At 72.6% G+C, this 26,002-nt stretch carries 16 protein-coding genes and 1 pseudogene; 5 read left to right on the forward strand and 12 right to left on the reverse strand.

The features are described from left to right. Window positions 1-32: 32 nt before the first annotated feature. Together IE212_RS01815 and IE212_RS01820 are read right to left on the reverse strand one after the other, a co-directional pair. Window positions 33-1,301, reverse strand: a complete 1,269-nt coding sequence (locus IE212_RS01815) for a hypothetical protein (RefSeq protein WP_190195875.1) — start codon at window positions 1,299-1,301, stop codon at window positions 33-35. A gap of 316 nt (window positions 1,302-1,617) precedes the next feature. Beyond that, window positions 1,618-2,412 carry a class II aldolase/adducin family protein gene (locus IE212_RS01820; RefSeq protein ID WP_190195876.1) on the reverse strand — a complete coding sequence of 265 codons (795 nt, stop codon included), beginning with the start codon at window positions 2,410-2,412 and terminating at the stop codon, window positions 1,618-1,620. 189 nt (window positions 2,413-2,601) lie between these two features. Between IE212_RS01820 and IE212_RS01825 the strand changes: the two genes are divergently transcribed. Continuing rightward, a complete protein-coding gene (locus IE212_RS01825; RefSeq protein WP_190195877.1) occupies window positions 2,602-3,075 on the forward strand; it encodes a pyridoxamine 5'-phosphate oxidase family protein in 474 nt (157 codons plus the stop codon). Between the two features lie 9 nt (window positions 3,076-3,084). On the opposite strand, the gene guaA is transcribed toward IE212_RS01825, so the two are convergent. Further along, entirely contained in the window at window positions 3,085-4,665 is a 1,581-nt protein-coding gene (gene guaA / locus IE212_RS01830; RefSeq protein WP_190195878.1) for a glutamine-hydrolyzing GMP synthase, read from the reverse strand. Between the two features lie 330 nt (window positions 4,666-4,995). On the opposite strand from guaA, the gene IE212_RS01835 reads away from it, so the two are divergent. Next, a complete protein-coding gene (locus tag IE212_RS01835) occupies window positions 4,996-5,277 on the forward strand; it encodes a chorismate mutase (protein ID WP_190195879.1) in 282 nt (93 codons plus the stop codon). 416 nt (window positions 5,278-5,693) lie between these two features. Here the strand turns inward: IE212_RS01835 and IE212_RS01840 are convergent, their stop codons facing one another. Continuing rightward, complete coding sequence (locus IE212_RS01840; protein WP_190195880.1) at window positions 5,694-6,827, reverse strand: hypothetical protein; 1,134 nt, start codon at window positions 6,825-6,827, stop codon at window positions 5,694-5,696. 214 nt (window positions 6,828-7,041) lie between these two features. Between IE212_RS01840 and IE212_RS01845 the strand changes: the two genes are divergently transcribed. Next, window positions 7,042-8,028: an LAETG motif-containing sortase-dependent surface protein gene (locus IE212_RS01845; RefSeq protein ID WP_190195881.1), complete on the forward strand. Its 987-nt coding sequence runs from the start codon at window positions 7,042-7,044 to the stop codon at window positions 8,026-8,028. 135 nt (window positions 8,029-8,163) lie between these two features. Here IE212_RS01845 and IE212_RS01850 read toward each other — a convergent pair whose 3' ends face one another. The 7 genes and pseudogenes from IE212_RS01850 to IE212_RS01880 all read right to left on the reverse strand — a co-directional run bounded on the left by IE212_RS01850 (window position 8,164) and on the right by IE212_RS01880 (window position 21,348). Then, window positions 8,164-9,951 (reverse strand): GMC family oxidoreductase N-terminal domain-containing protein, encoded by a 1,788-nt coding sequence (locus IE212_RS01850; RefSeq protein WP_190195882.1) that lies wholly within the window; start codon window positions 9,949-9,951, stop codon window positions 8,164-8,166. 72 nt (window positions 9,952-10,023) lie between these two features. Continuing rightward, the gene (locus IE212_RS01855) at window positions 10,024-11,652 is read right to left on the reverse strand and encodes a succinic semialdehyde dehydrogenase (protein WP_190195883.1); all 1,629 of its coding nucleotides are present in this window, start codon (window positions 11,650-11,652) and stop codon (window positions 10,024-10,026) included. A gap of 148 nt (window positions 11,653-11,800) precedes the next feature. Further along, complete coding sequence (locus tag IE212_RS01860; RefSeq protein ID WP_190195884.1) at window positions 11,801-13,417, reverse strand: serine/threonine-protein kinase; 1,617 nt, start codon at window positions 13,415-13,417, stop codon at window positions 11,801-11,803. Window positions 13,418-13,478: 61 nt separating this feature from the next. Then, window positions 13,479-14,675 (reverse strand): annotated as a pseudogene (locus tag IE212_RS01865) (serine/threonine-protein kinase); the annotation flags it as partial. Window positions 14,676-14,764: 89 nt separating this feature from the next. Continuing rightward, window positions 14,765-16,516, reverse strand: coding sequence for a serine/threonine-protein kinase (locus IE212_RS01870; RefSeq protein WP_190195886.1), 1,752 nt, complete (start codon window positions 16,514-16,516; stop codon window positions 14,765-14,767). A 167-nt stretch (window positions 16,517-16,683) separates the two neighbouring features. Then, window positions 16,684-19,167, reverse strand: coding sequence for a serine/threonine kinase C-terminal domain-containing protein (locus IE212_RS01875; RefSeq protein WP_190195887.1), 2,484 nt, complete (start codon window positions 19,165-19,167; stop codon window positions 16,684-16,686). 153 nt (window positions 19,168-19,320) lie between these two features. After that, entirely contained in the window at window positions 19,321-21,348 is a 2,028-nt protein-coding gene (locus IE212_RS01880) for a serine/threonine-protein kinase (protein WP_190195888.1), read from the reverse strand. A 172-nt stretch (window positions 21,349-21,520) separates the two neighbouring features. On the opposite strand from IE212_RS01880, the gene IE212_RS01885 reads away from it, so the two are divergent. Further along, window positions 21,521-22,561: a serine hydrolase domain-containing protein gene (locus IE212_RS01885; protein ID WP_190195889.1), complete on the forward strand. Its 1,041-nt coding sequence runs from the start codon at window positions 21,521-21,523 to the stop codon at window positions 22,559-22,561. 98 nt (window positions 22,562-22,659) lie between these two features. On the opposite strand, the gene IE212_RS01890 is transcribed toward IE212_RS01885, so the two are convergent. Further along, on the reverse strand, window positions 22,660-24,366 hold the full coding sequence (locus tag IE212_RS01890; RefSeq protein ID WP_190195890.1) for a glycerol-3-phosphate dehydrogenase/oxidase: 1,707 nt from the start codon (window positions 24,364-24,366) through the stop codon (window positions 22,660-22,662). A 272-nt stretch (window positions 24,367-24,638) separates the two neighbouring features. Between IE212_RS01890 and IE212_RS01895 the strand changes: the two genes are divergently transcribed. Beyond that, complete coding sequence (locus tag IE212_RS01895; RefSeq protein ID WP_190195891.1) at window positions 24,639-25,847, forward strand: nucleotide sugar dehydrogenase; 1,209 nt, start codon at window positions 24,639-24,641, stop codon at window positions 25,845-25,847. Window positions 25,848-26,002 lie beyond the last annotated feature (155 nt).

Consider the following 26,002-nt stretch of genomic DNA (forward strand, 5'->3'; position numbering starts at 1 on the left):
AATCCGGCTCAGCTTTGTCGCGACGCGGGCCGTCAGTCCGTCACATCGACCGCGTACCGATTCGTCTCCACGCCGGCCGCCGTGACCACCTGCACCTCCACCCGTCCCGGCTCCACGTCCGCCGGCACCGGCACCGTCAGCAGCGTGTCGGTCGGATTGCTGAACCCGCCGGGGACGGGCACCAACGGCACGTGAACGTGCACCGCACCGACCCGGACGACCATCCGGGCCAGCCGGTCGGCGCCCTGCGCACCCGGCGGCACGAAACCGGCGCCCCGGATCTCGATGTCGTCGCCCGTGCGGATCGGCGCGTCCAGGTCGCCCGCCTCCCGCGACCGCACGACGGAGAGGATGACCGGCCGGCCGCCTTCCGCGTACTTGCCGGCCAGATACGTCATCGCCGACACCAGGACCACCACCGACAGGCCCCACGGCAGATCCGGCAACTGGTCCGGCCTCCTGGCGAGCCGTACCGCCGCGAAGACCAGGGCGGCACCGCTGATCACGACGTACTGGATGTCGGGGAAGGCGCCACGCCCCGCGTCGTCGGTCAGCAGGTCGGCGGCTCGCGGCCGGTCGGCTCGTACCTTCTGCAGCCGTTGCCCCAGCACCCGCAACCCGACCACCCGCCGTACCAGGACGGCGACCGCGCACACCACGGCGAGCACGGTCACCACCCCGCCGCCACGGGCGAGTTCCAGCCCGGAGATCAGGGTGTCGCGCTCCTCGTGCCGGGAGGCGGCGGCCAGCCGTCCCGCCAGCACGAGCACCGAGTAGGCCACGAAGAGCACCCACGCCGCGGCGACCGCGCGGGAGGTGGACAGACGGTTGTCCTCACCGATCACGGGCGCGAGCGCACCACCCTTCGCCCGGTGGAACCACGACGCCGCGGTCAGCGCACCGGCGACGACCAGCGCCGCGGCCAGCCCGGCCGTCCGCGCCGCCGTCCAGCCCGCGCCGACCGCCGTGAGGGCCTGTCCGAGCAGCAACAGGACGACGGCCGCCCAGACCCCACTGGCGGTACGGCGCCACAGGCGGGTCAGCCAGGCCTGGCCCTCGGCGCGGCCGCGCTCGGCGACGAGTCCCGCGGACTGCGCCAGTTCCTCCGAGACCCACTGGCGGGAAGCCGACGCGGAGTGAGCCACCGCGGCCGGCAGTCCCTGCCCGGCCGCGAACTCGTCGCGCCTGCGCAGGAACGCGGCGACGGCCCTCCGGTGCCCCTCACGCGCCCCGTGCGGACAGTCCCCGCAGGCACACCCGCCCCCGTGCGCAGCGTCGTGCCCGCCGGCCCAGCCGCTCACGGACTCACCTGAGTACCCACCCGCACGCCCACCGGCGTACCGACTCGTATACGCACCCGCACTCGCATCCCCGTACGCACCCGCGTACGCACCCGCGTCCGCGCCGCCCTGTCCCGCCTCGCGCACCGCCACGCCCGACGCCCGCCTTCCCGCGACCCAACCACCGCCGGCCCTCCGACCCCGGAAACACCGCTGCGCAACTCGCCTGCGACGAAAGCGAATTGTGCCCTATGCCACCCGGTCCGCGTCCGTTCTCTCTGGTCAACATGGGTGAATCTCGGCGTGCCGTGTTGACCTGGTTGCGGGAGCGGGGGTGCTAGCCCAGCAGATCCGGCTGGGCCCGGCTGACCTCCTGCCACATCGGCTGGTAGTTGATCCACGCCACCAGGTCGCCGCCCAGCTGCTCCCGCGTCGCCACCGCCATCCGATGGTCGATCCGGACCGGCCGTCCGGCGGCCTGGGCGGTCAGCTGCACCTGACAGGACCGTTCCATCGACACGAACCACCAGGCCGCCGCGTCCACCGAGTCGCCGACGGTCAGCAGCCCGTGGTTGCGCAGCACGAGCGCCTTGCGGGAGCCGAGCGCCGCCGCGATGCGCCGCCCTTCCTCGGCGTCGACGGCTACGCCGGTGTACGAGTCGTAGAGGGCGTGGTCCTCGTAGAAGGCGCAGCTCTCCTGGGTGATCGGTTCGAGCAGCTCACCGAGGGCCGAGAGCGCCCGGCCGTGCACCGAGTGGCAGTGGGCGACCGCGACCACGTCGGGGCGGGCGGCGTGGACCTGGGCGTGCACGGTGAACGCGGCCTGGTTGACGTGGTAGACGCCGTCGACGACCTGGCCGTCCTGGTTGGCCAGGACCAGGTCGCTGACGGTGACGTGCCGGAACGGCATCCCGAACGGGTTGACCCAGAAGCAGTCGGAGTACTCCGGGTCGCGGGCGGTGATGTGCCCGGACACGCCGTCCTCGTAGCCGAGCCGCCCGAAGATCCGCAGGGCCCCGGCGAGCCGTTCCTTGCGGTGCCGGCGTTCGTCCTCGACCGACTCGTGCATCGGCGGCATCGCGAAGCGCAGTTGGTCGGTGGGCAGCGGCGGGGGCGGGGTGGGCCCGTGCATAGGTCCTCCAGCGCTGGTGGGTCGTACGGGGCGGAAGTTACCTTCAGTGAGGCCGGGAAGAACAGAACCGTGCCGTGAAGAGGAACGAGCGCCCCTGTGAGTACCCGCTGCGCGCCGGTTCGTTCCCGGTATCCCCGACCCCCCGAATAGCCGACAGCAGACGTCCGGTTTCGGCGTCAGACTCTCCGTATGACAGCCAACTGGGCGGCCTTCGCCACCGCCGAACCTCATCTGGCCGGCACCGTCGAGAAGCGCTTCGGCGCCTACACGCACCACGTCCTCGCCACCCTCCGCAAGGACGGCTCGCCCCGTACCAGCGGCCTGGAGGTGCGGATCCTGGGCGGCGAACTGTGGCTCGGCATGATGCCGGACTCGCTCAAGGCCCTGGACCTGCGCCGCGACCCGCGCTTCGCGCTCCAGGCGAATCCCGGCGACGGCACCGGCATGGGCGGCGGTGACGTCCGGATCAGCGGCCGGGCGATCGAGGTCGACGACGCCGGGACGAAGGCCGGATACGTCGAAGAGGTGGAACCGCCGGAGCCGTTCCACCTCTTCCGCACCGAGCTGACGGAGGTCGTCCGCACCTACGTGGAGGACGAGAAGTACCTCGTCCTCCAGATCTGGAAGCCCGGCGATCCCCTGCGCACCGTCAGGCGCACGTAGGGCCTGTGCTCACTCCCACTCGATCGTCCCCGGCGGCTTCGAGGTGACGTCGAGGACGACGCGGTTGACGTCCCGTACCTCGTTGGTGATCCGGGTCGAGATCCGCGCGAGGACGTCGTAGGGCAGGCGCGACCAGTCGGCGGTCATCGCGTCCTCGGAGGACACCGGGCGCAGCACGATCGGGTGGCCGTAGGTGCGGCCGTCGCCCTGGACGCCGACGCTGCGGACGTCGGCGAGCAGGACCACCGGGCACTGCCAGATGTCACGGTCGAGGCCGGCCGCCGTCAGCTCCTCGCGGGCGATGGCGTCGGCCTCGCGCAGCAGGTCCAGGCGCTCCTTGGTGACCTCGCCGACGATGCGGATGCCGAGGCCGGGGCCGGGGAACGGCTGGCGCTGGACGATCTCGTCCGGCAGGCCGAGTTCCTGGCCGACCATGCGGACCTCGTCCTTGAACAGCTTGCGCAGCGGCTCGATCAGCTTGAACTCGAGGTCCTCGGGCAGGCCGCCCACGTTGTGGTGGGACTTGATGTTGGCAGTGCCGGTGCCGCCGCCGGACTCGACCACGTCCGGGTAGAGGGTGCCCTGGACGAGGAACTCCACGGCCGGGCCCTGGTCGGCGATGATCTCGGCCTGGGCCTGCTCGAAGACCCGGATGAACTCCCGGCCGATGATCTTCCGCTTCTCCTCGGGGTCGGAGACCCCGGCGAGCGCCTTGAGGAACCGCTCCTCCGCGTCCACGACCTTCAGCTGCACGCCGGTCGCGGCCACGAAGTCCTTCTCGACCTGCTCGGTCTCGCCCTTGCGCATCAGGCCGTGGTCGACGTACACGCAGGTCAGCTGGGAGCCGATGGCCTTCTGGACGAGGGCGGCGGCGACGGCGGAGTCCACGCCGCCGGACAGCCCGCAGATGGCGCGCCGGTCGCCGACCTGCTCGCGGATGGCGGCGACCTGCTCCTCGATCACGTTGCCGGTCGTCCAGTTCGGCGTGAGACCCGCGCCCCGGTACAGGAAGTGCTCCAGCACCTGCTGCCCGTGCGTGGAGTGCATCACCTCGGGGTGGTACTGGACGCCGTAGAGCTTTTTCTCGTCGTTCTCGAAGGCGGCGACCGGCACGACGTCCGTGGAGGCCGTGACGGAGAAGCCCTCGGGGGCGGCGGAGCAGGCGTCGCCGTGGGACATCCAGACGGCCTGCTCGGCGGGGGTGCCCTCGAAGAGGGTGGAGGAAGACTTGGAGACGTGCAGGTCGGTGCGGCCGTACTCGCGGGCGCCGGTGTTGTCGACGGTGCCGCCGAGGGTCTGCGCCATCAGCTGGAAGCCGTAGCACATGCCGAAGACGGGGACGCCGGCCTCGAAGAGCTCGCGGTCCAGGCGGGGCGCGCCCTCCTCGTACACCGACGAGGGGCCGCCGGAGAGGACGATCGCCGCGGGGTTCTTGGCGAGCATCTCCTGGACCGGCATGGTGCTCGGCACGATCTCGCTGTAGACCCGCGCCTCGCGGACGCGACGGGCGATGAGCTGGGCGTACTGCGCGCCGAAGTCGACGACCAGAACGGTGTCGGCGGCGCTGGCAGCGGGAGTCGCTGATGACACGGGGTGCCTTCCGGCGGTGGGGCGGGGGTCTTGTGCCACCCGATTCTACCGGGGCGCCACCGGGCGCCTTCCGTGTGCCGGACGGCCGCCCCGTCTCAGGATGCGATCCGGCTTGGACGGCTCCGGGGCGCGGTGCATACTTGCCCCATGTTCAAGCACCAGACGTTCGTCTTTACCTATGGCATCCGGCCCGCCGGACGCCATGGTCGTGCTGCTTGAGCAACTGACAAGCGACTTCCCAGGCGCCCCGGGCCGACAAGGCCCGGGGCGTCTGCCGTCGTCGGGGCCTTGCCGGACCGGGGCACCCCCTGACGACGAGGAGCCCCTCTCATGACCGCCACCGACCTGACCGGCGCCCGTACCCCCGAGGCCGCCGACGTGATCACCGGAGCCCGCGAGCGGATCGACGCGCTCGACGACCGGATCATCGGCCTGATCCAAGAACGGGCGGCCGTCTCGGCCGTGATCCAGGAGGCACGGATCGGCTCGGGCGGCCGGCGGGTGAACCTCTCCCGCGAGATGGAGGTCCTCGGCCACTACCGGGAGGCGCTGGGCAGGCCGGGCACCAGCCTCGCGATGACCCTGCTGGAGCTGTGCCGCGGCAAGATCTGAACCCGCATTCGTGGGACAGACGTACGCCCTCCTCTCACCCGTCCGGCGCGTGACCGCCCGCCGCGCCCCTCGTTGGTCCCGTTGTCCGTGCCAGCCAGGCGCGGGCCCGAGAGAACCACGCGTGGCTCACTGGAGTGATGAGACGTGCGGATCGTGCCGTGCGTCGTGGGACCTCGCTCCAGGGAAGTGACCGGACGGCAGGGGACAGCAGCCCGGTCACCCAAGAGAACGGCCGGCTCCGGGGACGCCCGGGGCCGGCCGGCGGACATCGCAGAAACGCACAGGCTTTCCCTGCCAGAGCTCGAGACCAGCGGCGCACCCCCCGGCGCCGTTTCCAGGCACCGGCGCTGCCCTGACGTCGGTGCTGACCAGAGGAAGGGCCCCGCGGCTTCACCCCGCGGGGCCCTTCGTTCCGCTCAGGTGCGGGTCACCGTCCCGCAGGAGTGGCCCTCGTCGAGACTCCGGCTGCGGTCGTACGGGTCGGTCGTCGGGCCGGCGGGATCGGGCCCGCGGTCCCCGCTCGACGGGAACTGCGGATGCAGGTAGCCGTCATCGACGTCGCAGGCGGTGTTGCCGACCTCCTCGTCGTAGTTCAGGACGACCAGCCGGCCGGGAGTGGTCCGGTAGCGGGCGGGGTCGGCGAGTTCCACGTCCAGGACGCGGCGGACGATGGTGCGGGTGACCTCGGTGGACCCGTCCGCGCGGCTGACCGGGTAGACGAAGGTGTAGTCGGCGTGCACGGCCACGCCCCCGTGCGAGCCCTTCCCGAACGTCATGCGCCCGCGCGTCTTGATCACGTCCCCGACCAGCCGTATCTCGTCGGGGTCGAACCGGGTGAACAGGGTCAACGGGTCGTGCTCGCGGCTGGGTGACCGCAGGGCGGTGTCGAAACGGTCGAGGATCTCCGGCTGCTCGGGGTCCAGCACGGACAGCGCGGCCTCGGGGCGTTCGCCCCGCACCGTCCCCGGGTCGAGGTTGGCGGCGATCAGCAGCTTCCTCGTGAGCTTCAGCGCCTGCTCCACCCGGCCCTTGGGGACCGCGCCGACGGCCTTCGCCCCGGGCAGGACGATGCCCGCCTCGCCGTCGGCCCAGCGCAGAGCCGGGGAACCGGCGAACGGCTCGTCCAGGGTGGGCGTTTCGGGGTCCGAGGCCCCGGGCGGCGCGGTGGGCGCGGTGGTCTCGTCGGGCAGGGGGGAAGCCGCGGCGGCCCGGGACTCCCCCGTGCCGAAGGGGTCACCGGGCAACAAGGACGGCTTCAGGGCCACCAGTGCCACGGCGACGGCGACGGGCACGCCGAGCGCGGCCCACAGCTTGCGGCGCCGGGCGGACCGTCCGTTCATCTCCAGGGAGGGACCGGTGCGCCACCCGGGAGGCAGCTCACCCCTGGCCTCCTGCTCACGCAGTCGCTCCGTCACCATGCGCGCCCGCGCGGACGGTTCCTTCGGGGCTGAGGCACGGATGTCCCGCTCGGTGTCGCGGGTGAACTGCTCCCAGACGTCGTCGGGGATCTCCGAGGCCGATGGCTGATCATCGGACGGCTTGTCAGACACGAGATACAGATCCAAGCAAGCGGTGAGCGCGTTCACAAGAAGGCCTTGAATGTGACTCAGAACACATAAGAATTCCGTGAATGCCAGGGCAACCATTCACAGGTTTCACGGATCAAACCTGCCGAACCAAGGGCCACACCCGCGCCCCACACGCGGAGGCCTCCCCCAGAGTTCGTACCGCAGCCCGTGGTACGCCGGACTTTCCGAGGTCTTCATGAAGCTTCGCCGCGCAATGGCAGCAGCGGCCGCTACGGCGGTCATAGCCCCGGTCGCACTGCTCGCGGCGCCGGCCGCGTACGCGAGCGACGAGACGTCGCCCGCGCCGAGCACGTCCGTGAGCGAGTCGGCTTCCGAGACGACGCCTCCGCCGAGCACCTCCGCGCCCGAGACGACGCCTCCGCCGAGCACCTCCGCCCCGGAGACCACGCCTCCGCCGAGCACCTCCGCGCCCGAGACGACGCCCCCGGCGAGCACCTCCGCGAGCCCGTCCTCCCCGGCGCCGACCACTTCTGAGCCCGAGTCCCCGGAGCCCGAGCCGTCCGCGTGCAAGGACACCAAGGTCGATGTCAGCATCAACGGCCTGCCCGGCAAGATCTCGGCGGGCAGCGGCTGGCACAAGTTCTCGCTGAACGTGCTCAACAATTCCGACTCCACGCTCAACGACCTCGACTTCTTCGCCGGGGCCTCCGCCGACAAGAACGGCGAGGACCTGTTCACCAGCAAGCAGGTCCAGCTCCAGGCCTGGGACCCCCAGGACAAGACCTGGGTCGACCTCGACGCGGGCGGCTACGCGGTCGGGTACGTCGGCTACACCGACGAGCTGAAGCCCGACTACGAGGTCGACATCCCGATGCGCCTCAACGTCAAGAAGTCCGCCCCGGTCGGTGCCGGCTTCTCGCTCGGCGCGACGATCTACGGTGACAGCGACGCCGAGTGCACCGGCTTCGGCCAGATCTCCTACAAGTTCCAGATCGTCGCCGCCGGCACGGACACCGAGGGCACCAAGCCGCAGGAAGGCGGCAAGGCGCCGGTCACCGACACGAAGCCGAGCGGCAACACGCCGGAGGTCACCGGCAGCCTCGCCGAGACCGGCTCCAGCTCCGCCCTGCCGGTGATCGGCCTCGTCGGCGGTGCCGCGGTCGTCGCCGGTGCCGGTGCGATCTTCGTGGTGCGCCGTCGCAAGGCCGGTACGGAGGCGTAAGACGCCCCCGTAGGGCTCGACGGGGCTCGACGGGGCTCAACAGGGCTCGATCGGCCAGAGCTTGACGCAAGAACAAGAGGGACCTGTGCTCGGAGGGGGGCGCAGGTCCCTCTTCTGTTGTGTCACGGGTTGCGGTTACTTCTTCGGCGGCACCGCCGGCATGCCCAGGAACGGCAGCCGCAGCGCGCCGAACGCGTCCGCCGGAACAGCCGGGGACTTGGGCTCGACCGGCTGGAGCCGCTCGTAGGCAGCGCCCTGCCCGGGCCGCGGGTCGGGCTCGCCCTTGTTGGGCCAGAACGACATGGCCCGCTCGGCCTGGGCGGTGATGGTGAGGGACGGATTGACGCCCAGGTTCGCCGAGACCGCGGCGCCGTCGACCACCGAGATACCGGGGTGGCCGTAGAGGCGGTGGTACGGATCGAGCACGCCGGTCTCACGGGAGGCGCCGATCGGGCAGCCGCCCAGGAAGTGGGCGGTGAGCGGAGTGCCCATCAGTTCGCCTACGTTCGAGCCCGGGAAGCCGTTGATCTCCGCGGCGAGCGCCGACGCGCCCTCCGTGGCGGCCTTGATCTGCTTGGGATTGGGGGCGCCGTGGCCCTGCCGGGCGGTGAGCAGGCCCCGGCCGACTCCGGACGGTTTCAGGTACGTCGTCAGGGAGTTGTCCAGCGACTGCATCACCAGGCCGATGATGGTCCGCTCCGACCAGCGGCGGTTGGACAGGGAGCGCAGCACCAGCAAGGGGTGTTTCGCCGCGTGGGCGAGGAATCCCAGGACCCGTGAGCTGCCCGGGCCGGTCCCCGCGTACGGGACCTGGAGGATGGACAGGCCGCCCATCGAGTTGGAGCCCTTGCCGTAGCGGACCGGCTCGATGTGGGTGTTCTCGTCGGGATGGATCGAGGACGTGATGGCCACGCCCCGGGTGAAGTCGGCCTTCGGGGCACCGTGGGCCTTGCGGTAGCGGCGGTCGTCGGTCTGGGCGCCGACCAGGGCCTCGGAGTTGGAGCGGGTCAGCTCACCCAGCCTGTCCGAGAGGTACGGCAACTGGCCGCCCGCCTTCATACGGTGGAGCAGTGTCTGGGTGCCGTACGTGCCGGCGGCGAGGACGACCTTGCGGGCGGTGTACGTCCGGCCCTTCCCCTTGCGGCGGTCGTCGGTGGGGAGGGTGGCGACCGCGTAGCCGCCGCGCGAGTCGTCGGTGACCGAGACGACCGTGGTGAGCGGGTGGACGACCGCGCCGGCCTTCTCGGCGAGGTACAGGTAGTTCTCGTTGAGGGTGTTCTTCGCGCCGTGACGGCACCCGGTCATGCACTCGCCGCACTCCGCGCAGGCCCTGCGGGCCGGTCCCGCCCCGCCGAAGTACGGATCGGGCACCTCCTGGCCCGGCTTCGCCTTCGCCGTCCCGTCCGCGTCCTCGCCGTCGCCGAAGAACACGCCGACCGGGGCGAGGTGGAAGGAGTCGCCGCAGCCCATCCGCTCCGCGGCGGCCTTCAGGTGCACGTCGGAGGGGGTCATGGTCGGGTTGAGCCGCACGCCGAGCATGCGGCGGGCCTGGTCGTAGTACGGCTTCAGCTCGTCCTGCCAGTCGGTGATGTCCCGCCACTGCGGGTCCTCGAAGAACGGCTTCGGCGGGACGTAGAGGGTGTTGGCGTAGTTGAGGGAGCCGCCGCCCACGCCCGCACCCGCCAGGACCATGACATTGCCGAGCAGGTGGATGCGCTGGATGCCGTACATGCCGAGTTTCGGCGCCCAGAGGTAGTTCCTGAGGTCCCAGGAGTTCTTGGGGAGGGACTCCCGGGTGAAGCGGCGGCCGGCTTCCAGGACGCCGACCCTGTAGTTCTTCTCCGTGAGGCGCAGGGCGGTGACGGACCCGCCGAAGCCGGAGCCCACGACGATGACGTCGTAGTCGTAATCGTCTTGAGGCACGTGTTCTCCTCGTTGAGTGTCGCGTGCGGGCCGTCGGCGGTTGATCGCGCGGTTCCCCGCGCCCCTAGGGCATCACCGGAACCGGAATGCCTTCATCAGGCGGAGACTGCGGCTCATGAACTTGGCGTACTTCTCGTCGTCCATGCCCAGGGAAGGAGCCATCGGCAGGACACGCTGGTGGGCGATCGTCTGGGCCTCGGTGTACTTGAGGATGCCCTCGGAGCCGTGGCGGCGGCCGAGGCCGGAGTCCTTCATGCCGCCCATGGGGGACTGGGCGCTGCCGTAGGCGGGGGCGTAGCCGTCGTTGATGTTGACCGTGCCGGTGCGCAGGCGGGAGGCCACCTCGTGGCCGCGGCGGGCGTTCTTCGTCCAGACCGAGGAGTTCAGGCCGTAGGCCGTGGCGTTGGCGCGTTCGATGACCTCGTCCTCGTCCTTGAAGCGGTAGACCGAGACGACCGGGCCGAAGGTCTCCTCCGCACAGACGGACATGTCGGTGCCGACCCCGTCGAGGATCGTGGGCTCGAAGAAGTACGGGCCGATGTCCGGGCGGGCCACGCCGCCCGCGAGGACCTTCGCGCCCTTGGCGACGGCTTCCTCGACGTGCCGTGTGACGGTCTCCAACTGGCGTTCGCCGACCAGGGATCCCATGTCGGCGCCGTACGCCAGGGAGGTGCCGAGGCGCATGGCCTTCGTGCGGGCGGCGAAGCGCTCCAGGAAGGCGTCCGCGATCGACTCGTGGACGTAGAGCCGCTCGACGGAGATGCAGAGCTGGCCGGCCGAGGAGAAGCAGGCGCGGACCGCTCCGGCAGCGGCCTTCTCGATGTCGGCGTCCTCCAGTACCAGCATGGCGTTCTTGCCGCCGAGCTCGAGGGAGACTCCGACCAGCCGGGCGGCGGCGCCCTGGGCGACCTCGCGGCCGGTGCGGGTGGAGCCGGTGAACGAGACGTAGTCGGCGTGGCGGACGACTTCGGGGCCGATCACGGGGCCGTCCCCGAGGACGACCTGGAAGACGTCGGCGGGCAGACCGGCCTCGATGAGCAGGTCACGGGCCCACAGGGCGGTCAGGCAGGTCTCGGTGTCCGGCTTCATGACGACCGCGTTGCCCGCGGCGAAGGCCGGGAGCGCGTCACCGGCCGACAGCTCCAACGGGTAGTTCCAGGGGGCGATCTGGCCCACGACTCCGCGCGGATGGCGCAGCTCGGTCACCTTGGTGAGGGCCGGCACGGCACCGGCGTGCCGCTTGGGGCTGAGGTAGGCGGGGGCCTTGCGGCCGTAGTGCCGGGCGGCGACCGCGACGGCCTGGACCTCCTCGTGGGCGTGCAGCCGGGCCTTGCCGGTCTCCAGCTGGATCAGGTCCAGCACCTCGGCCTGGCGCTCCAGCACCAGGTCGTGGAAGCGGAGCAGGACGGCGGCACGCTGCCGTACCGGGGTCCGCGCCCACACGGCCTGGGCGGTGCGGGCCATGTCGAAGGCCTTCGCCACGTCCTCGGGCGTCGACTCGGGGAGGTCGGCCAGTCGCTCACCGGTGAACGGCGTGTGGTTGGCCGTCCGGCCGGAGCCGACCACACCCTTGGTGAGCTGGGCGACCAGCTCGGGGGTGACCACGTCGTCGGCGGTGCGGGCGCCCTGCGGGGCAGGGGCGAGGGGGTTGGTTCCGGCCTGTGCCGTGCCGGGCTTCTCCGGGGCGTGCGCGTCCGTCATGAGGCGCAGGGTATGCCGCGGGCGGAGCCTTTGGGTACCCGTCGGTAATACGGCTTCACCGAGTACCCACACACCGCCAGTGGCTGCTGGCAAAGAATGGCCTGATCAGGGCGTTGTCCGGCGGTCCGAGGCGGCCGGGTGGTGTGATTCAGCCTTTTACGATCCCGAGCCGGTCCCGGGCGCCCCGGAAGACCGAGGTGCCCTCCTTCTCCTCCGGCGTGCCCCTGGCCATGTCGACGCGCAGTTCGTACATGCGGTCGTCGTCGGTGCGGACCACCGCCCGCATGACCCGCCTGGCGGCACCGCCGCGGTCGTACGTGGTGTCGGCGAGGGCGGCTTCGTAGCCCTGGACCGTGGTGCGGGTGGGCCGCTTGTGCGCCTTCCCCGCCTGGTCCAGCGGCGATCCGGGCGCCTTGTCCCACATGAGGAGGCGGACCTGGATCGTGCCGCCGCGTTCGTCGCCGTAGAGCACCGTGCGGGGCTGGTCGGTCGCTTTGCCGGTCCTGCCGAGCGGGCGGTAGTGGCGCGGGAGGCGGAGTACGGCCGCCATGTCCGGCTCGGGGTGCGGGATCCAGGTGTCCGTCGTCTCGGCCGTTTCCGTCGCCTCGGCGGCTTGTTCGGCGGATTCCGCGCTGCTGGGGTCTCCGAGTTGGGTGGCGGCACCTACGCCGCCGGCCAGCAGTGCGCTGAGGAGGGCGAGGGGGGCGGGGTGGAGGAGGCTGTGGCGTCTCGGCGGCTCGGGCGGCCCGTCGGCCGCGTCCGCGTGCGTTCCGGCGTCGGGGCCGGGGCCGGGGCCGGGCTCCTCCGCGGGTTTCCCGGCCGCTTCGGTCTCCTGGCCCCCCGCGGGTATCTCTTCCACGGGGGCGAGGGACAGTGGCCCCGCGACCGCCTGAAGCTCCTTCACGACCTCCTCGGCGTCCGGCCGCCGTTCGGGGTCCGGCACCAGCAGCCGTGCGATCAGCGGCCCGAGGGGGCCGGCCCGGAGCGGCTCGGGCGCCTCGGCGGCGAGGGCGGACCGGGACGTCGCAGGGCGGAACGGGGACTCGCCCTCGACGGCGGTGTACAGCAGGGCGCCCAGCGACCACAGGTCGGAGGCGGGCCCGGCGATCCGGCCGGACTTGCGCTCGGGGGCGACGAACTCCGGCGAACCCCCGAACGCCCCGCCCGCGGTGGAGGTCTCCTCCGCCCGCACCTGGGCGATGCCGAAGTCCGTGACGACGACCCGATCGTCCGGGCCCAGCAGCACGTTGGCGGGCTTCAGGTCCCGGTGCACGATGCCCACGGAGTGCGCGGCGCGCAGGGCACCGAGCACCGCGAGGCCGATACGGGCCGCTTCCCGGGCGTCGACAGGGCCGCGCCGGAGCCTCTCGTGCAGGGACTCGCCCCGCACCAGCTCCATGACGATCCAGGGGAGCCCGTCGAGCATCTCGGTCGCGTCGAGTTCGTCGGGGCCTTGGGGACCCAGGCGTTCGCCCTGCCGTACCGGCTCGACGACCACGTCGTGGATGGTGACGGCGGCGGGATGGTCGACCCGGGCGGCGGCACGGGCCTCGCGGTGCAGCCGGTGCGCCGCCCGCCGGTGGCCGTCGTCCTCCGGGTCACCCGGCAACCGCGGCTGCCTGACGGCGACTTCACGCCGCGCCAGCTCGTCGTGCGCCCACCAGACGGTGCCCGATCCGCCGGAACCGATGCGCTCGACCAGCCGGTACCGCCCGCCGACCATCCGGCCCTGGGCGACGCCTGTCCCGCCCCCGTCGTTACTCATGACCCATCAGTACCCCGCCGAACGCGACCTTGTCGAAGCGGGTCGCCGCCGGTCGTGTTCAGGGCGAGGCCGAGGCGGTGGCGGTCGTGGGTGCGGGAGCGCTCGGACTGTGTGTGCCCTGGGCGGACCGCTCGGCCGTGGGCGTGCGAGGCACCGAACTCGTGGGCGTGCGCCCGCCGTCCCCGGCACCCTCGTCCATGAGCAGCGCCGCCGCCGACACACCCGCCCCGGCCATCGCGGCGACCAGCAGCGCGGCCACGAGCACGCGCCGGGTGGGCTGGTGGAGGAATGGTTCGTCCTGGTGGTCCGGTCCGGGCGCCCCCGCCGGCGGCGCAGGCGCTTCCCGGTCCGTGCCGTCCTGGTGCCGTCCCCCGTGCGCGTCCGGCTCCGGCGGCGGGTACCCGGGCGGCGGGACCTGCGGCGTACGCCCCGTGTCGAGGAACGCCCGGAGCATCCGCTCCGCCCGGTCCGCGTCCAGCCGCCGGTCCGGATCGCGTTCCAGCAGGCCCTGCACCACGGGCAGGAGCGGCGCGGCCTGGGCGGGTGGCCGGATGTCGCCGACGACGACCGCGTGCAGGATGCCGCCCAGCGAGTCCCGGTGGAACGGCGACTCGCCGCTGAGGGCCGCGCACATCAGCGCCCCCAGCGACCACAGGTCGGACTCGGGTCCCGTCCTGGCTCCGGACATGCGCTCGGGCGCGGTGTACTCGGGCGAGCCGACGAAGGAGTCGTTCTCGGTGAGCGTGGGGGCCCCGGCGACCTGGGCGATGCCGAAGTCGGTGAGGACGACCCGGTCGGTACCGGCCTCCAGCAGCACGTTGTCGGGCTTGAGATCACGGTGCAGGACCCCGGCCGCGTGCGCGGCACGCAGCGCGCCCAGCAGGTCGACGGCGATGCGGGCGGCCTCGGCGGCGTCGACCGGGCCATGGCAGGCGACACGGTCGGCGAGCGAGCCGCCCTCGATCAGCTCCATGACGATGTAAGGGCGTTCGTCGTCCTCGACGACATCGTGGACGACGATGATGTGCGGGTGGCTCAGCTGGGCGACGGCCCGTGCCTCGCGCAGCGTGCGGTCCCGCTGCCGGCGTGCGTCCGCCGCGGAGAGCGTTTCGTCGAAGGGGAGCTCCTTGACGGCCACGCCCCGGCCGAGCAGCTGGTCGGTCGCCCGCCAGACCACTCCCATGCCACCACGCCCGAGTCTGGCCTCGAGCCGGTAGCGGCCCGCGATGACACGGGTGTTGTGTCCCTCGGTCCCCATGCGGCAATCATGCCCCACCGGACGGATCCGCTCCGGGGCGCCGACGCGCGGGTGGCCGAAACAGACAGCCCCTCAGGAGTGCCGCCGCGTCAGGGGGTCTTCTCGTGCCAGCCCTGCAGCAGCGACGTGAACTGCTTGCGCGCCTCGGCCCAGTCCTGTGCGGGCGACGACATGTAGAGCGCGTACTCGGTGCCGTCGCGGGCGACGTACGTCTCCTCGACGGCCCGGCGCGGACCGGGGAACTTCGTGTCCTTCGCCTGCGCCGTCCAGGTGTACTCCCACAGAGCGCCTTCCCGGTCACGGTAGACGTTGCGCTCCAGGGCGACCCGCTTGTACGCGACCAGCCGCTGGAGCTGCTGTTCCAGGTCGAGCTGGTGGGCGTACGGGTCGGCGAAGTCCGGGGAGGTGTCGACGGCGATCCGGACGAAGTGCCGGCCGCCGTCGGGCGTGTAGTCGATCTGCTTGAGCTCGCCCTCCTCGCCGAAGACCTTGCGCTTCCAGCCCTTGGGCAGGTAGAGGCTGAAACCCGCGGGGTCGTCGTGGCGGGTCCAGCTGGCGGGAACCGATCGCCCCGGCTGCCCCGTGACCGTGGTGTGCGGCGAGCCGGAGAGGCTGCCCTGCGGCTGGCGGTTCCGGTCGAACTGCTGGATCAGCACGGCGGTGCCGCCGCCGACGATGGCCGCGAGGGCGACGACCAGGGCCAGGCTCCGAAGCCTGCGGCGCCGGCCCGGACCGGACTGCCGGGCGCCCGTCGCCGGGCCGACCATGGCGGGGCCGGTCGCCTGCTGCCCGGGGCCCGAGGCCGTCGGGGCGCCGCCCGTCGGGGTACCGGCCGCCCTTGTCCCGGTCGCCGCGGGCCCGGCCAGCGGCGGGAGCGGCGTACCGGTGTGCGATCCCGACCCGGTGCCGAGCGTGCCCGTACCGGCCGTGCCCGTGCCGGTACCGGCCGCACCCGTGCCGCTGGGGACCTCCCGGTACGGCGTTCGCCCGTGCTGCGTGGGCACGTACGCCTGCGCTCCGTTCGGCCGCCGCCCCTCCGCCGCCTCGGCGAGCATCTGCTCGGCCTCCAAGGCGTCGGGCCGGGCCGTCGGGTCCTTGCGCAGCAGGGCGGTGATGACGGGTGCGAGCGGGCCGGCGTGCCGCGGCTCGGCGGCTTCCTCCTCGACCACCGCCTGCATGGTGGTCAGCGGTGTGGTGCGGCGGAACGGCGAGCGGCCCTCGACCGCCGTGTAGAGCGTGGCGCCGAGGGCCCACAGGTCGGAGGACGGGCCCGGATCGTGGCCGCGCACGCGCTCGGGCGCCAGGTAGTCGACGGAGCCGACGACCTCTCCGGTCCGGGTGATGGTCGTGTCACCCTCGATCTGGGCGATGCCGAAGTCGGTGAGCAGGACCCGGCCGTCCGTGCCGAGCAGGACGTTGCCCGGCTTGATGTCCCGGTGCAGGACGCCGGCGGTGTGCGCGGCGCGCAGGGCCCGCAGCACCCAGAGGCCGACGCGCGCCGCCTCGCGTGGTTCGACGCGCCCCTCCTCCTTGACCGCGTCGGCCAGGGAGCGGCCCTCGACCAGCTCCATCACGATCCACGGGCGGCCGTCGTGCTCCAGCACGTCGTGCACCGTGACGACCGCGGAGTGGTTGATCCGCGCGGCGGCCCTCGCCTCCGCCCGGGTGCGCGCCAGCAGGATCGCCTGCTCGCTCTCGGAGACGTAGAGGGCTGCCGTCAACTCCTTGATGGCGACCAGCCGGTGCAGCACCTCGTCATGGGCGCGCCATACCCGGCCCATGCCGCCGCTGCCGATGGAGTCGGCGAGCCGGTAGCGGCCCGCGACGAGCTGGCCCTGCATCTGATTCACGTTGCCCCGCAATGGTCTTGACAGGGTCAGCGTAAGGACCCACCCTCCCCTGGGGAACAAGCGGGGTGCCACGGTGACCGCACTGTGACGGTTGCCGTCCGCCGGGACGTGCGGCGACCAGAGTGTGAACTACGGCCTGCCGTCGGCGCGCCGACCGCTCATCCCGTCGCCTTGTAGGTCGCCGCCGCCTGCTCGTACAGCCGCGTCACCTCGTCCCGCTCGGCCTCCGGGCCGCGCACCTGGACCACGTGGTACCGCCCGTCGAGCAGCATCGCGAGGTTGCGCACGAACCGCTCGCCCCCGTCGTCACCGGTCCAGGTGAACTGCCCCTCGGCCATGGTCCGTCCGCCCACCTGTATCGTCTTCAGCCCGGTGGAGGTGGCCCAGCTGGAGTCGCGGTACGGCTGCAGCTCGCGCTCCTTCTCCCGCTGGTAGGCCATCGGATCACCGCCGAACTCCGACGAGCGGTCCCGGCCCGGTACGACGAGGAGCTCGAAGTCGCCCTTGGAGTAGACGACCTGGCCGTTCGCGTTCCGCGGGGCGCGGCCCCAGCCCTTGGCCACGGCGACCTGGAAGCCCGCCGGGTCCTTGCGCAGGGTGAAGCCGCCGGCGATCTCGGGGCCGGTGGTCTGCGTCTCGGTGGAACCGGCCGAGGCCGACGGGTCCTTCTCCGGCTCCGGGGACATCTGGTCGGGCCGTGGCTCGCCGCCGGCGTCCGGCTCGGGCGCCTGGCTGACCTCGCCGGCGGCTCCGGTGCGGTCGGTGCCGTTCGCGCCGTCGGTCCCCGACTTGGGCATGAAGAGCATGGCGTAGGCGATCGCCGCGGCCATCGCGAGCAGGACGAGCAGGAGCAGGGTGCGGCCGAGGCGGTGCGGCGACCGGGACTCCTTGGCCCGCTTGTGCCGCCCGTGGTGTGCGGGCAGCCCGGCCCGCCGCCTGCGCACGAGCTCACCCCGGCGGCGTACGACGGGCAGCCGGCTCGCGTCGGCGGGCGGCGCGGCGATCACGTGCACACCGGCCTCCGGCTCGGGCGCCGACCGTACGAGCGAGCGCAGCCAGCCGCGCAGTTCCTCGAAGTCCGGTCGCTCGGTGGGGTCCTGACGCAGCAGTGACTCCACGACCGGCCTGAGCGGCCCGCACTCCTCGGCGTACGCGGGCGGTTCGGCGCACACCATCTCCACCAGCTCGGCCGTCGACTCCTCCGGGTAGGGCGCGTGCCCCTGTACGGCCCGGAAGAGCAGCGCGCCGAGCGCCCACAGGTCCGTCGCGGGACCGATCGGCGCGGCCAGCTGCCAGTTCTCGTGCACGGGTCCGGCCTGTTCCGGTGCCCAGCGTTCCGTCACGGGCCCCACCACGGCCATCCGCGCCTGCCGCGCCCGCTCGGCGGCGAGCGCCGTGGCCGGTCCGCGCCGGGATTGGGGGGTGTGGGCGACCAGGTCGTCCCATCGGGCGGGCGTCTCCTGGGCGGGGGCGCCCGCGGCCGGGGGGAGGACCGTCGGCTCCTGGCTGTGCGACGCGGGCCCGCCGCGGGGTGCGGCACCGTGCCAGGCGGTCGTCCGGGGGGCGCCGCGCACGCCGTAGGGGTCGGCTATCCGTCCTGGCGGGACGGCACCGGAGCCGGTGTTCTGCCCCGGGACGTACGGCGACCGCGCCGAGGTGTCGCCGTACGGCGCGGGCCCGCTGCCCGGGGCGGAACGGGCACCGGGCAGCGCCCGGTCGCTCTGCTGCGCCTCCTGCACCCGGGCCGCGGCCCGGGCACCGGCCCGGTAGGCCGCGATGGCCCCGGCGCGCGCGGCCCGTGGGTCATCGCCGCCCTCCGCGTCCCGTCGGGCCGGGACGGCCGGGCCCCCGTCCGCCGCGCCGCCTCCGGCCCCCGGCAGGCCCCTGGACTCCCGGGCCTCTATGGCGGCACGCCGCGCGGCCTCGGGGTCGCCCGAACCAACGGCGCCGCCCGGGGCGCCTACGCCGTTCACCGGCCCGGAGGGGCCTTCCCGCCCCGGCCCCTGGCCCGGCTCGTCGAAGGCGGGAGCCGGAACCGGGTCGTATCCGCACAGCGCCTCCTCCGCCGCGCCCACCGCCAGCCCGGTCAGCATGACCCGGCCGTCGTCGCAGACGAGGACCGTCCGCGCGGTGATGTTGCGGTGCACCCAGCCATGGGCGTGCAGCACCCGCAGCGCCGTGAGGACGTCCGAGGCCACCTCGGCCGCCCGGTACGGCGTCAGCGGCTTCTCGGCGAGGAGCGCCGCCAGCGGACGGGCGGCCACCAGCTCGCTGACGACCCACAGCGAACCGCCGTCGGCGAACACGTCGAAGACCTGGTCGAGGCGCGGGTGGTCGGGAATGGCCGCCGCGGCCTGGGCGGCCTCGACCGCGCGCCGGACGACCGGATCCGTGGGCCGCCGGGGGCCCGGACGCCCGCCGTGCCGCCGCGCGCCGGCGTCATGTGCCGTGAAACCGTCGGGCAGTCCGTCCGCGTCGAGGACCTCCGCCTCGACCACCTCCGGCAACGGCACCTGCCTGACCAGGACTTCCTGCCCGCTGTAGGTGTCGAAGGCCCGGCTCTCGGTGAGTTCGTACTCGTCGGACGGCGGAAGCGGCAGGCGGTAGCGGTCGGCGAGTACCCGTCCCGCGTAGTCGTCCACGATGCCTCCCCCGGCAGCCTGGTCGGTCACATCCGTTCGCCCCACGGCCCGTTCCGGCTGCCCACGGTCCGCAAATATTTACGATACGGGCCGCGGGCAGCCCACATCGCGAGGATGCCAGATCTGCCTCCCCAAACCCGGGAGAGCCCATGCTCAGGACTTGGGTTCGAAGGTCTTCGTCAGCGTCCGCCACGTCTGCTTGCGGCGCTGACCGTCCCAGTCGGCCGCCTTCGCCGTGTACATCAGCGCGTACCCCTGCCGGTCGTCGACGACGAACCCACGGTCGATGGTGCGGTACTTGGTGCCGCCCTCCGAGTAGGTGAACTCCCAGTCGGCCGTGTTCCAGCCGCGGTAGTCCACCTTCTCTATGCGGATCTTCTTGTACTGCGCGCGCTGCATGTAGCGCTCCTGGCTCTCCCAGTCGGCCACCGGATCGCCCTTGGGCGTGGACGTCCAGGCGATGAGCAGCTTCTGCCCGCCGGGGCCGGTGAACCGGTCACCGGCGGCGCCGGTGGACTGGTACTTCCACCCCTTGGGGAGCCCGATGGAGTAGCCCTGGCCGCCCTGGTACGTCGACTCCGCCGCGGTGTCCTTCCCGCCGGAGCCGCCGTCCGCGGCACCCGAGGAGCCGCCCGTGGGCGTGGGGTTCGAGGCGGGTCCCGACGACGCGGGCTGCTTCGCCGAGTTGCCGGTGCGCGTGCTGTCGCTCTCGTCGCCCTTGGTGTCGGCACTGCCCGAGGCAGTGGTGACGGCCTTCTGGCCGCTCTTGCCGTCGGCTCCCTTCGAACCCTTGTCACCCCCGCTGAAGACGACGGCGAGCACGGTGCCGATCACGGCGAGCGCCACGACCACCGCGATGATCATCAGCGTGCGCCGCGGCACCACGTCGGTGAGCGGCGCCTTGGGCGCGGGCCTGGGCGGCAGGTCCGGCGGTGGCATCACGGGCCACCCCGAACTCCGGCCCCCCGAAGCCGTCTTCGTCTCGTGCGCGCTCGCTCCAACGGCCCCGGCAGCCGCCCCTGAGGCCGGCCCGGAACCCGGCTTCTTCGACGCTGACGCGCCCGGGGCGCCGGCCGCGGTCGTCCCGTCGGCCGGGCCGGAAGAGGCGGTGCCGCTCTCCGGCTCGGTGCGGGCGGCGGCCGACGCCCCTGCCGTCCCCGCCGCGGCCTTGCGCACGGAGCGCAACGCGCCGCGCAACCGCTCACCGGCCTCCTCGCCCCGCTTGCCCTTTGCCCCGGCCGAACTCCCCTTGCCCGGGGACCCGTCCGGCTGGTCCGGCAGCGGCACCACCTTCGTCGCGTCCATCGGCTCCGGCTCGCTCGTGCGCAGGACCGAGTTCAGCATCGCGCGGGCGCCCGCGTCATCGAGCCGCTTGGCGGGGTCCTTGGTGAGCAGACCGTGGATGACGTCCGTCAGCGGGCCCGCGTTCTTGGGCTCCTCCAACGGCTCGGTCATCACCGCCGTGAGCGTCGCTATGGCCGAGCCCTTGTCGTACGGCGGAGCACCCTCCACCGCCGCGTACAGCAGCCCGCCGAGCGACCACAGGTCGGCGGCCGGGCCGGGCTTGTGCCCGCGCGCCCGCTCGGGGGAGATGTAGGAGGGAGCGCCGACGAGCATGCCGGTCGAGGTGATGGAGGGGTCGCCCTCGACCTGGGCGATCCCGAAGTCGGTGAGCACCACCCGGCCGTCCTCGGCGATCAGCACGTTCGACGGCTTCACGTCGCGGTGCAGGATGCCCTCCCGGTGCGCGGAGCGCAGCACGTCCAGGACGGCGAGCCCGACCTCCGCGGCGCGCTTGGGCTCGAGGAGGCCGTCCTCCCGGATGACCTCGGCGAGCGACTTGCCCTCGACGAGCTCCATCACGATCCAGGGCCGGTCGTCCTCCTGGACGACGTCGAAGACCGTCACGGCGCTCTTGTTGCGGATCCGAGCGATGGCCTTGGCCTCGCGCAGTGTCCGCGTGATCAGCCGCCGCTTCTCCTCCTCGTCGATGTTCGACGGGAACCGCAGCTCCTTGACCGCGACCGTGCGTCCCAGGGTCTCGTCCTGGGCCCGCCAGACCGTGCCCATGCCGCCGCGGCCGAGCACGTCGCCCAGCCGGTAACGCCCCGCGAGGAGACGCTCCCTGTTGTCCTGACGAGTGTCCTGACGAGATGTGCCCGCCCGCTCCGCCTCCGACATGCGTCCCCTCATACAACCCGCCCTGACAGAGGCTCCATTGTCCCTCACCCGACAAGTGCCCAACGCCCAGGGGCCCCCTGGTGCCCGCCCGTGGGCCCGCCCTACCGGAACCCGGGTGCGCCGCGACCCGCGCCGCCCTGCATGATGGGGCCCGTACCTGGGAGGAGCCCGCATGCCGCCGTTTCGGACATTGCCGGCCCTTCCCCTGGCCGTCGCCCTCCTCGGCCTGACCCCGGCCGACTCCTCGACCCTCTCGCCGCCCGCGGACGCCGTGCTCCCCCTGCTGGTGACCCGGGGCAGGGATCCCGCCGCGGCTCTGCTGGCCCGGGAGGGGACCACCACCCGCTACGCCCACGCCGGGCAGGGAATCGCCAGGTCGGACCACTTCCGCGCCGGCAGCGTCACGAAGACGTTGATCGCGACGGTCGTGCTGCAACTGGCGGCGGAACGCCGGCTGTCGCTGTCCGACACGGTCGAGCAGCACCTGCCCGGCCTGGTGCGGGGAGCGGGCAACGACGGCCGCGCGCTGACCCTGCGCTCCCTGCTCACCCACACCAGCGGCCTGTACGACTTCACCGCGGACACCGGCGGAACCGCACCCGTCACCCCCCGTCAGGCCGTACGCCTCGCCCTCACCCACCCTCCGGGCGAACGCGGCCGCTTCTCCTACTCGAACACCAACTACGTCCTGCTCGGCCTGGTCATCCAGCAGGTCACAGGCCGCTCCTACGCCACCGAGGCCGAGCGCCGCATCATCGCTCCGCTGCGGCTGACGGGCACCTCCTTCCCCGGCTCCCGCTCCTCCCTGCCCTCACCGCACGGCACCGCCTACGCCGCCGACGGAACCGACGTCACCGAACTCGACCCGCGGGTGGCCGGTGCCGCGGGCGAGCTGGTGACCACGCTCGCCGATCTGGACCGCTTCTACGCGGCCCTGCTCGGTGGGCGTCTGCTGCCCCCGCACTGGCTGCGCGAGATGCTCGACACCCGTGCCACACACGGCGCGTACGGCATGGGGCTGATTCCCGAGAAACTTCCGTGCGGCACCACGGTGTGGGGGCACAACGGGCACATCCCCGGCAGCTACGTGCGCACCGCAGCCACCGTGGACGGCCGGCATGTCCTCACCTTCCGCGTGAACACGGACGCGATCGCGGATCCCGGTCTCGAGCCCGCGGTGCTCGCGGCCGAGTTCTGCCCCCGCACCTCGTAGAACGACCGGGTCCCGAACGAGGATCCCGCTTCACGACACTCGTTCGAGTGATGTCCGGCGTCCCCGCAGGGACCCGCCACGACGCCGGTACAACGCGTCTACAACGGCACGATGTCCGGCGCCCCCAACCGCGCCGCGTCCGCCGTCAGGTCGTCCGGCTGCCGCTGCGACTCCCGTTCGGCCTCGACCCGCTTCTCGTAGTGCTGGACCTCGCGCTCGATCTGGTCCTTGTCCCAGCCGAGGACCGGTGCCATCAGCTCGGCCGCGTCGCGGGCGGTGCGCGTGCCCCGGTCGAAGGTCTCGATCGAGATGCGGGTACGCCTGGTCAGCACGTCGTCCAGATGCCGCGCCCCCTCGTGCGAGGCCGCGTACACGATCTCGGCGCGCAGATAGTCGTCGGCCGCCGGCAGGGGCTCGCCCAGCGACGGGTCGGCGGCGATGAGCTCCAGGACCTCCTCGGCCATCGCCCCGTACCGGTTCAGCAGGTGTTCGACCCGCACCACGTGGAGCCCGGTCCGGGCGGCTGTCCGCGCCCGCGCGTTCCACAGCGCCCGGTAGCCCTCCGCGCCCAGCAGCGGCACGTCCTCGGTGACGCACTCGGCGACCCGCATGTCGAGCCCGTGCACCGCCGCGTCCACCGCGTCCTTGGCCATGACGCGGTACGTGGTGTACTTGCCGCCCGCCACGACCACCAGCCCGGGCACCGGATGCGCCACGGTGTGCTCGCGCGACAGCTTGCTGGTGGCATCCGACTCGCCCGCGAGGAGGGGCCGCAACCCGGCGTACACGCCCTCGACGTCGTCCCTGGTGAGAGGCACGGCCAGCACCGAGTTGACATGTTCCAGCAGGTAGTCGATGTCCGCGCTGGACGCGGCCGGGTGCGCCTTGTCGAGGTCCCAGTCGGTGTCGGTCGTCCCGACGATCCAGTGCCGGCCCCAGGGGATGACGAACAGCACGGACTTCTCCGTGCGCAGGATGAGCCCGGTCGTGGAGTGGATGCGGTCCCGCGGCACGACCAGGTGGATGCCCTTGGACGCCCGGACGTGGAACTGGCCGCGCTCGCCGACCATGGCCTGGGTGTCGTCCGTCCACACGCCGGTGGCGTTGACGACCTGCTTGGCGCGGACCTCGTACTCCCCGCCCCCCTCGACGTCCTGCACCCGCGCGCCGACGACCCGCTCACCCTCGCGCAGGAAGCTCGTCACGCGGGCCCGGTTGGCCGCCTGCGCCCCGTACGCCACCGCCGTGCGCACCAGGGTCGCCACGTAGCGGGCGTCGTCCATCTGGGCGTCGTAGTACTGCAGCGCCCCGACCAGCGCGTCCTTCTTCAAGCAGGGCGCGACGCGCAGGGCGCGGGAACGGCTCAGGTGGCGGTGCACGGGCAGGCCCCGGCCATGGCCGCGCGCCATGGACATGGCGTCGTACATCGCCACGCCCGACCCCGCGTACAGGCGCTCCCAGCCCTTGTGCTGCAACGGGTACAGGAACGGCACGGGCTTCACCAGATGCGGGGCGAGCCGCTCCAGCAGCAGGCCGCGTTCCTTCAGGGCCTCCCGGACCAGCGCGAAGTCGAGCATCTCCAGGTAGCGCAGTCCGCCGTGGATCAGCTTGCTGGACCGGCTCGAGGTGCCCGACGCCCAGTCACGCGCCTCGACCAGGCCCGTGGACAGGCCCCGCGTCACGGCGTCGAGGGCGGTGCCCGCACCGACCACGCCCGCGCCCACCACCAGCACGTCCAGTTCGCGCTCGGCCATGGATGCGAGTGACTCGGCGCGCTGCGCCGGCCCGAGTATCGCTGTCCTCACCGCTGCCTCCCGCTCATCGGTCGCGCCGGCCGCACCCGTCGGATGAGACCCCGTCCGTATCCCCCATGCCCAAATTCTGACCGGGTTGGCCGATCTCAGCCACCACGGGTCGCCGGCCTGTGGACAACGCGCACGGAACACTCACCGAAACGTGGCCGGGCAATCCCGCATAACGGTCATATTTACTCCTAGTCTGACATTGCGCTCGCTCGTCCTGTCCACAGGGCTTGCGAACCTGTCCCACTTCGGCTACCGGGAAGGACGGCCACGCCGTGCCCGCAGATCTCGCCGTCATCGGACTCGGCCCGTACGGCCTGCCCCTGGCCCAGGCCGCGGTCGCCGCCGGCATCCCCACCATCGGCTACCGGACCGGCCACGAAGCCGGCTCGCTGAGCCCCGCCGAACAACGCCGGATGCTCTCGGGGGGCTTCCGGCCGGCCACGAACGCCGCCGAGCTCGGCCGGGTGCGCACCGCGGTCATCTGCGCACCGACCCCGCGGGGCGCGGACGGCGGGCTCGACCTGACCCAGGTGGAGGCCGCCGGCCGCACCCTCTCCGCCCATCTGCGGCCGCACACCACCGTGATCCTCGAGTCCCCCGTCCATCCGGGCACGACGGAGGGATTCCTCCGTCCGCTGCTCGAGGAGGGCTCCGGGCTGCGCGCGGGCCGCGACTTCCACCTGGCCTACTCCCCCAGCCGGGTCGACCCCGGAAACCGGGACTTCACCCCCGCCAACACCCCCCAGGTCATCGGCGGCCTCACCCCGGCCTGCACCGAGTCGGCCGCCGCCTTCTACGGACGGCTCACCGACAAGGTGGTACGCGCCCGGGGGCCCCGGGAAGCGGAGACCGTGCAGCTGCTGGAGACCAACTACCGGCACGTCAACATCGCCCTCGTCAACGAGATGGCCGTCCTCTGCCACGACCTCGGCGTCGACCTGTGGGACGTCGTGCGCTGCGCGGAGACCAAGCCGTTCGGCTTCGAGGCCTTCCGCCCCGGCCCCGGCGTCGGCGGCCACACCGTCCCCCAGGACCTCACCGGCCACGGCGGCCGCGGCCTGCGCATGGTGGAACTCGCCCAGCAGGTCAACAGCCGCATGCCCGGCTACGTCGTCCAGCGCGCCGCCACGCTTCTCAACGAGCACGGCAAGTCGGCCCGGGGCGCGCGCGTGCTCCTCCTGGGCGTCACCTACAAGCCCGACCTCGCCGACCTCCAGGACACCCCGGCCCACGAGGTCGCTCTGCGCCTGATGGAACTGGGCGCCTCGGTCAGCTACCACGACCCGTACGTCCCCGCCTGGAGCGTCCTCGACCGCCCCGTCCCCCGCGCGGACTCCCTCTACGAGGCAGCCGCCGACGCGGACCTGACCGTCCTGCTCCAACAGCACCGCACGTACGACCTCCAGGGCCTGTCGGTGAAGGCCCAGCTGCTGCTGGACACGCGGGGGGCGACGCCCACGGGGGCGGCGCACCGGTTGTGAAGGGGGCGCGCGGGGTGGGTGACCACCCTGGGCTGGTGGCATACGGCGCGCGGCGCGGGTACCTTACGGAACAGGTGGAGCCCACCGCAGTGGCCACTGCAGCGGGCTCCTGGCGATTCACGGAGTGTCCACCCCTAGGTCGTATAGGGGTGGCC

Source organism: Streptomyces djakartensis (assembly GCF_014651075.1).
In the GTDB taxonomy this organism is placed as follows: Bacteria; Actinomycetota; Actinomycetes; order Streptomycetales; family Streptomycetaceae; genus Streptomyces; species Streptomyces djakartensis.

Bases quoted from the DNA above. Each gene is read 5' to 3' on its own strand.
- IE212_RS01820 (WP_190195876.1), bottom strand. From the start codon at position 2,412: ATGCACGGGCCCACCCCGCCCCCGCCGCTGCCCACCGACCAACTGCGC.
- IE212_RS01825 (WP_190195877.1), top strand. From the start codon at position 2,602: ATGACAGCCAACTGGGCGGCCTTCGCCACCGCCGAACCTCATCTGGCC.
- IE212_RS01835 (WP_190195879.1), top strand. From the start codon at position 4,996: ATGACCGCCACCGACCTGACCGGCGCCCGTACCCCCGAGGCCGCCGAC.
- IE212_RS01845 (WP_190195881.1), top strand. From the start codon at position 7,042: ATGAAGCTTCGCCGCGCAATGGCAGCAGCGGCCGCTACGGCGGTCATA.
- IE212_RS01855 (WP_190195883.1), bottom strand. From the start codon at position 11,652: ATGACGGACGCGCACGCCCCGGAGAAGCCCGGCACGGCACAGGCCGGA.
- IE212_RS01860 (WP_190195884.1), bottom strand. From the start codon at position 13,417: ATGAGTAACGACGGGGGCGGGACAGGCGTCGCCCAGGGCCGGATGGTC.
- IE212_RS01870 (WP_190195886.1), bottom strand. From the start codon at position 16,516: ATGCAGGGCCAGCTCGTCGCGGGCCGCTACCGGCTCGCCGACTCCATC.
- IE212_RS01880 (WP_190195888.1), bottom strand. From the start codon at position 21,348: ATGTCGGAGGCGGAGCGGGCGGGCACATCTCGTCAGGACACTCGTCAG.
- IE212_RS01885 (WP_190195889.1), top strand. From the start codon at position 21,521: ATGCCGCCGTTTCGGACATTGCCGGCCCTTCCCCTGGCCGTCGCCCTC.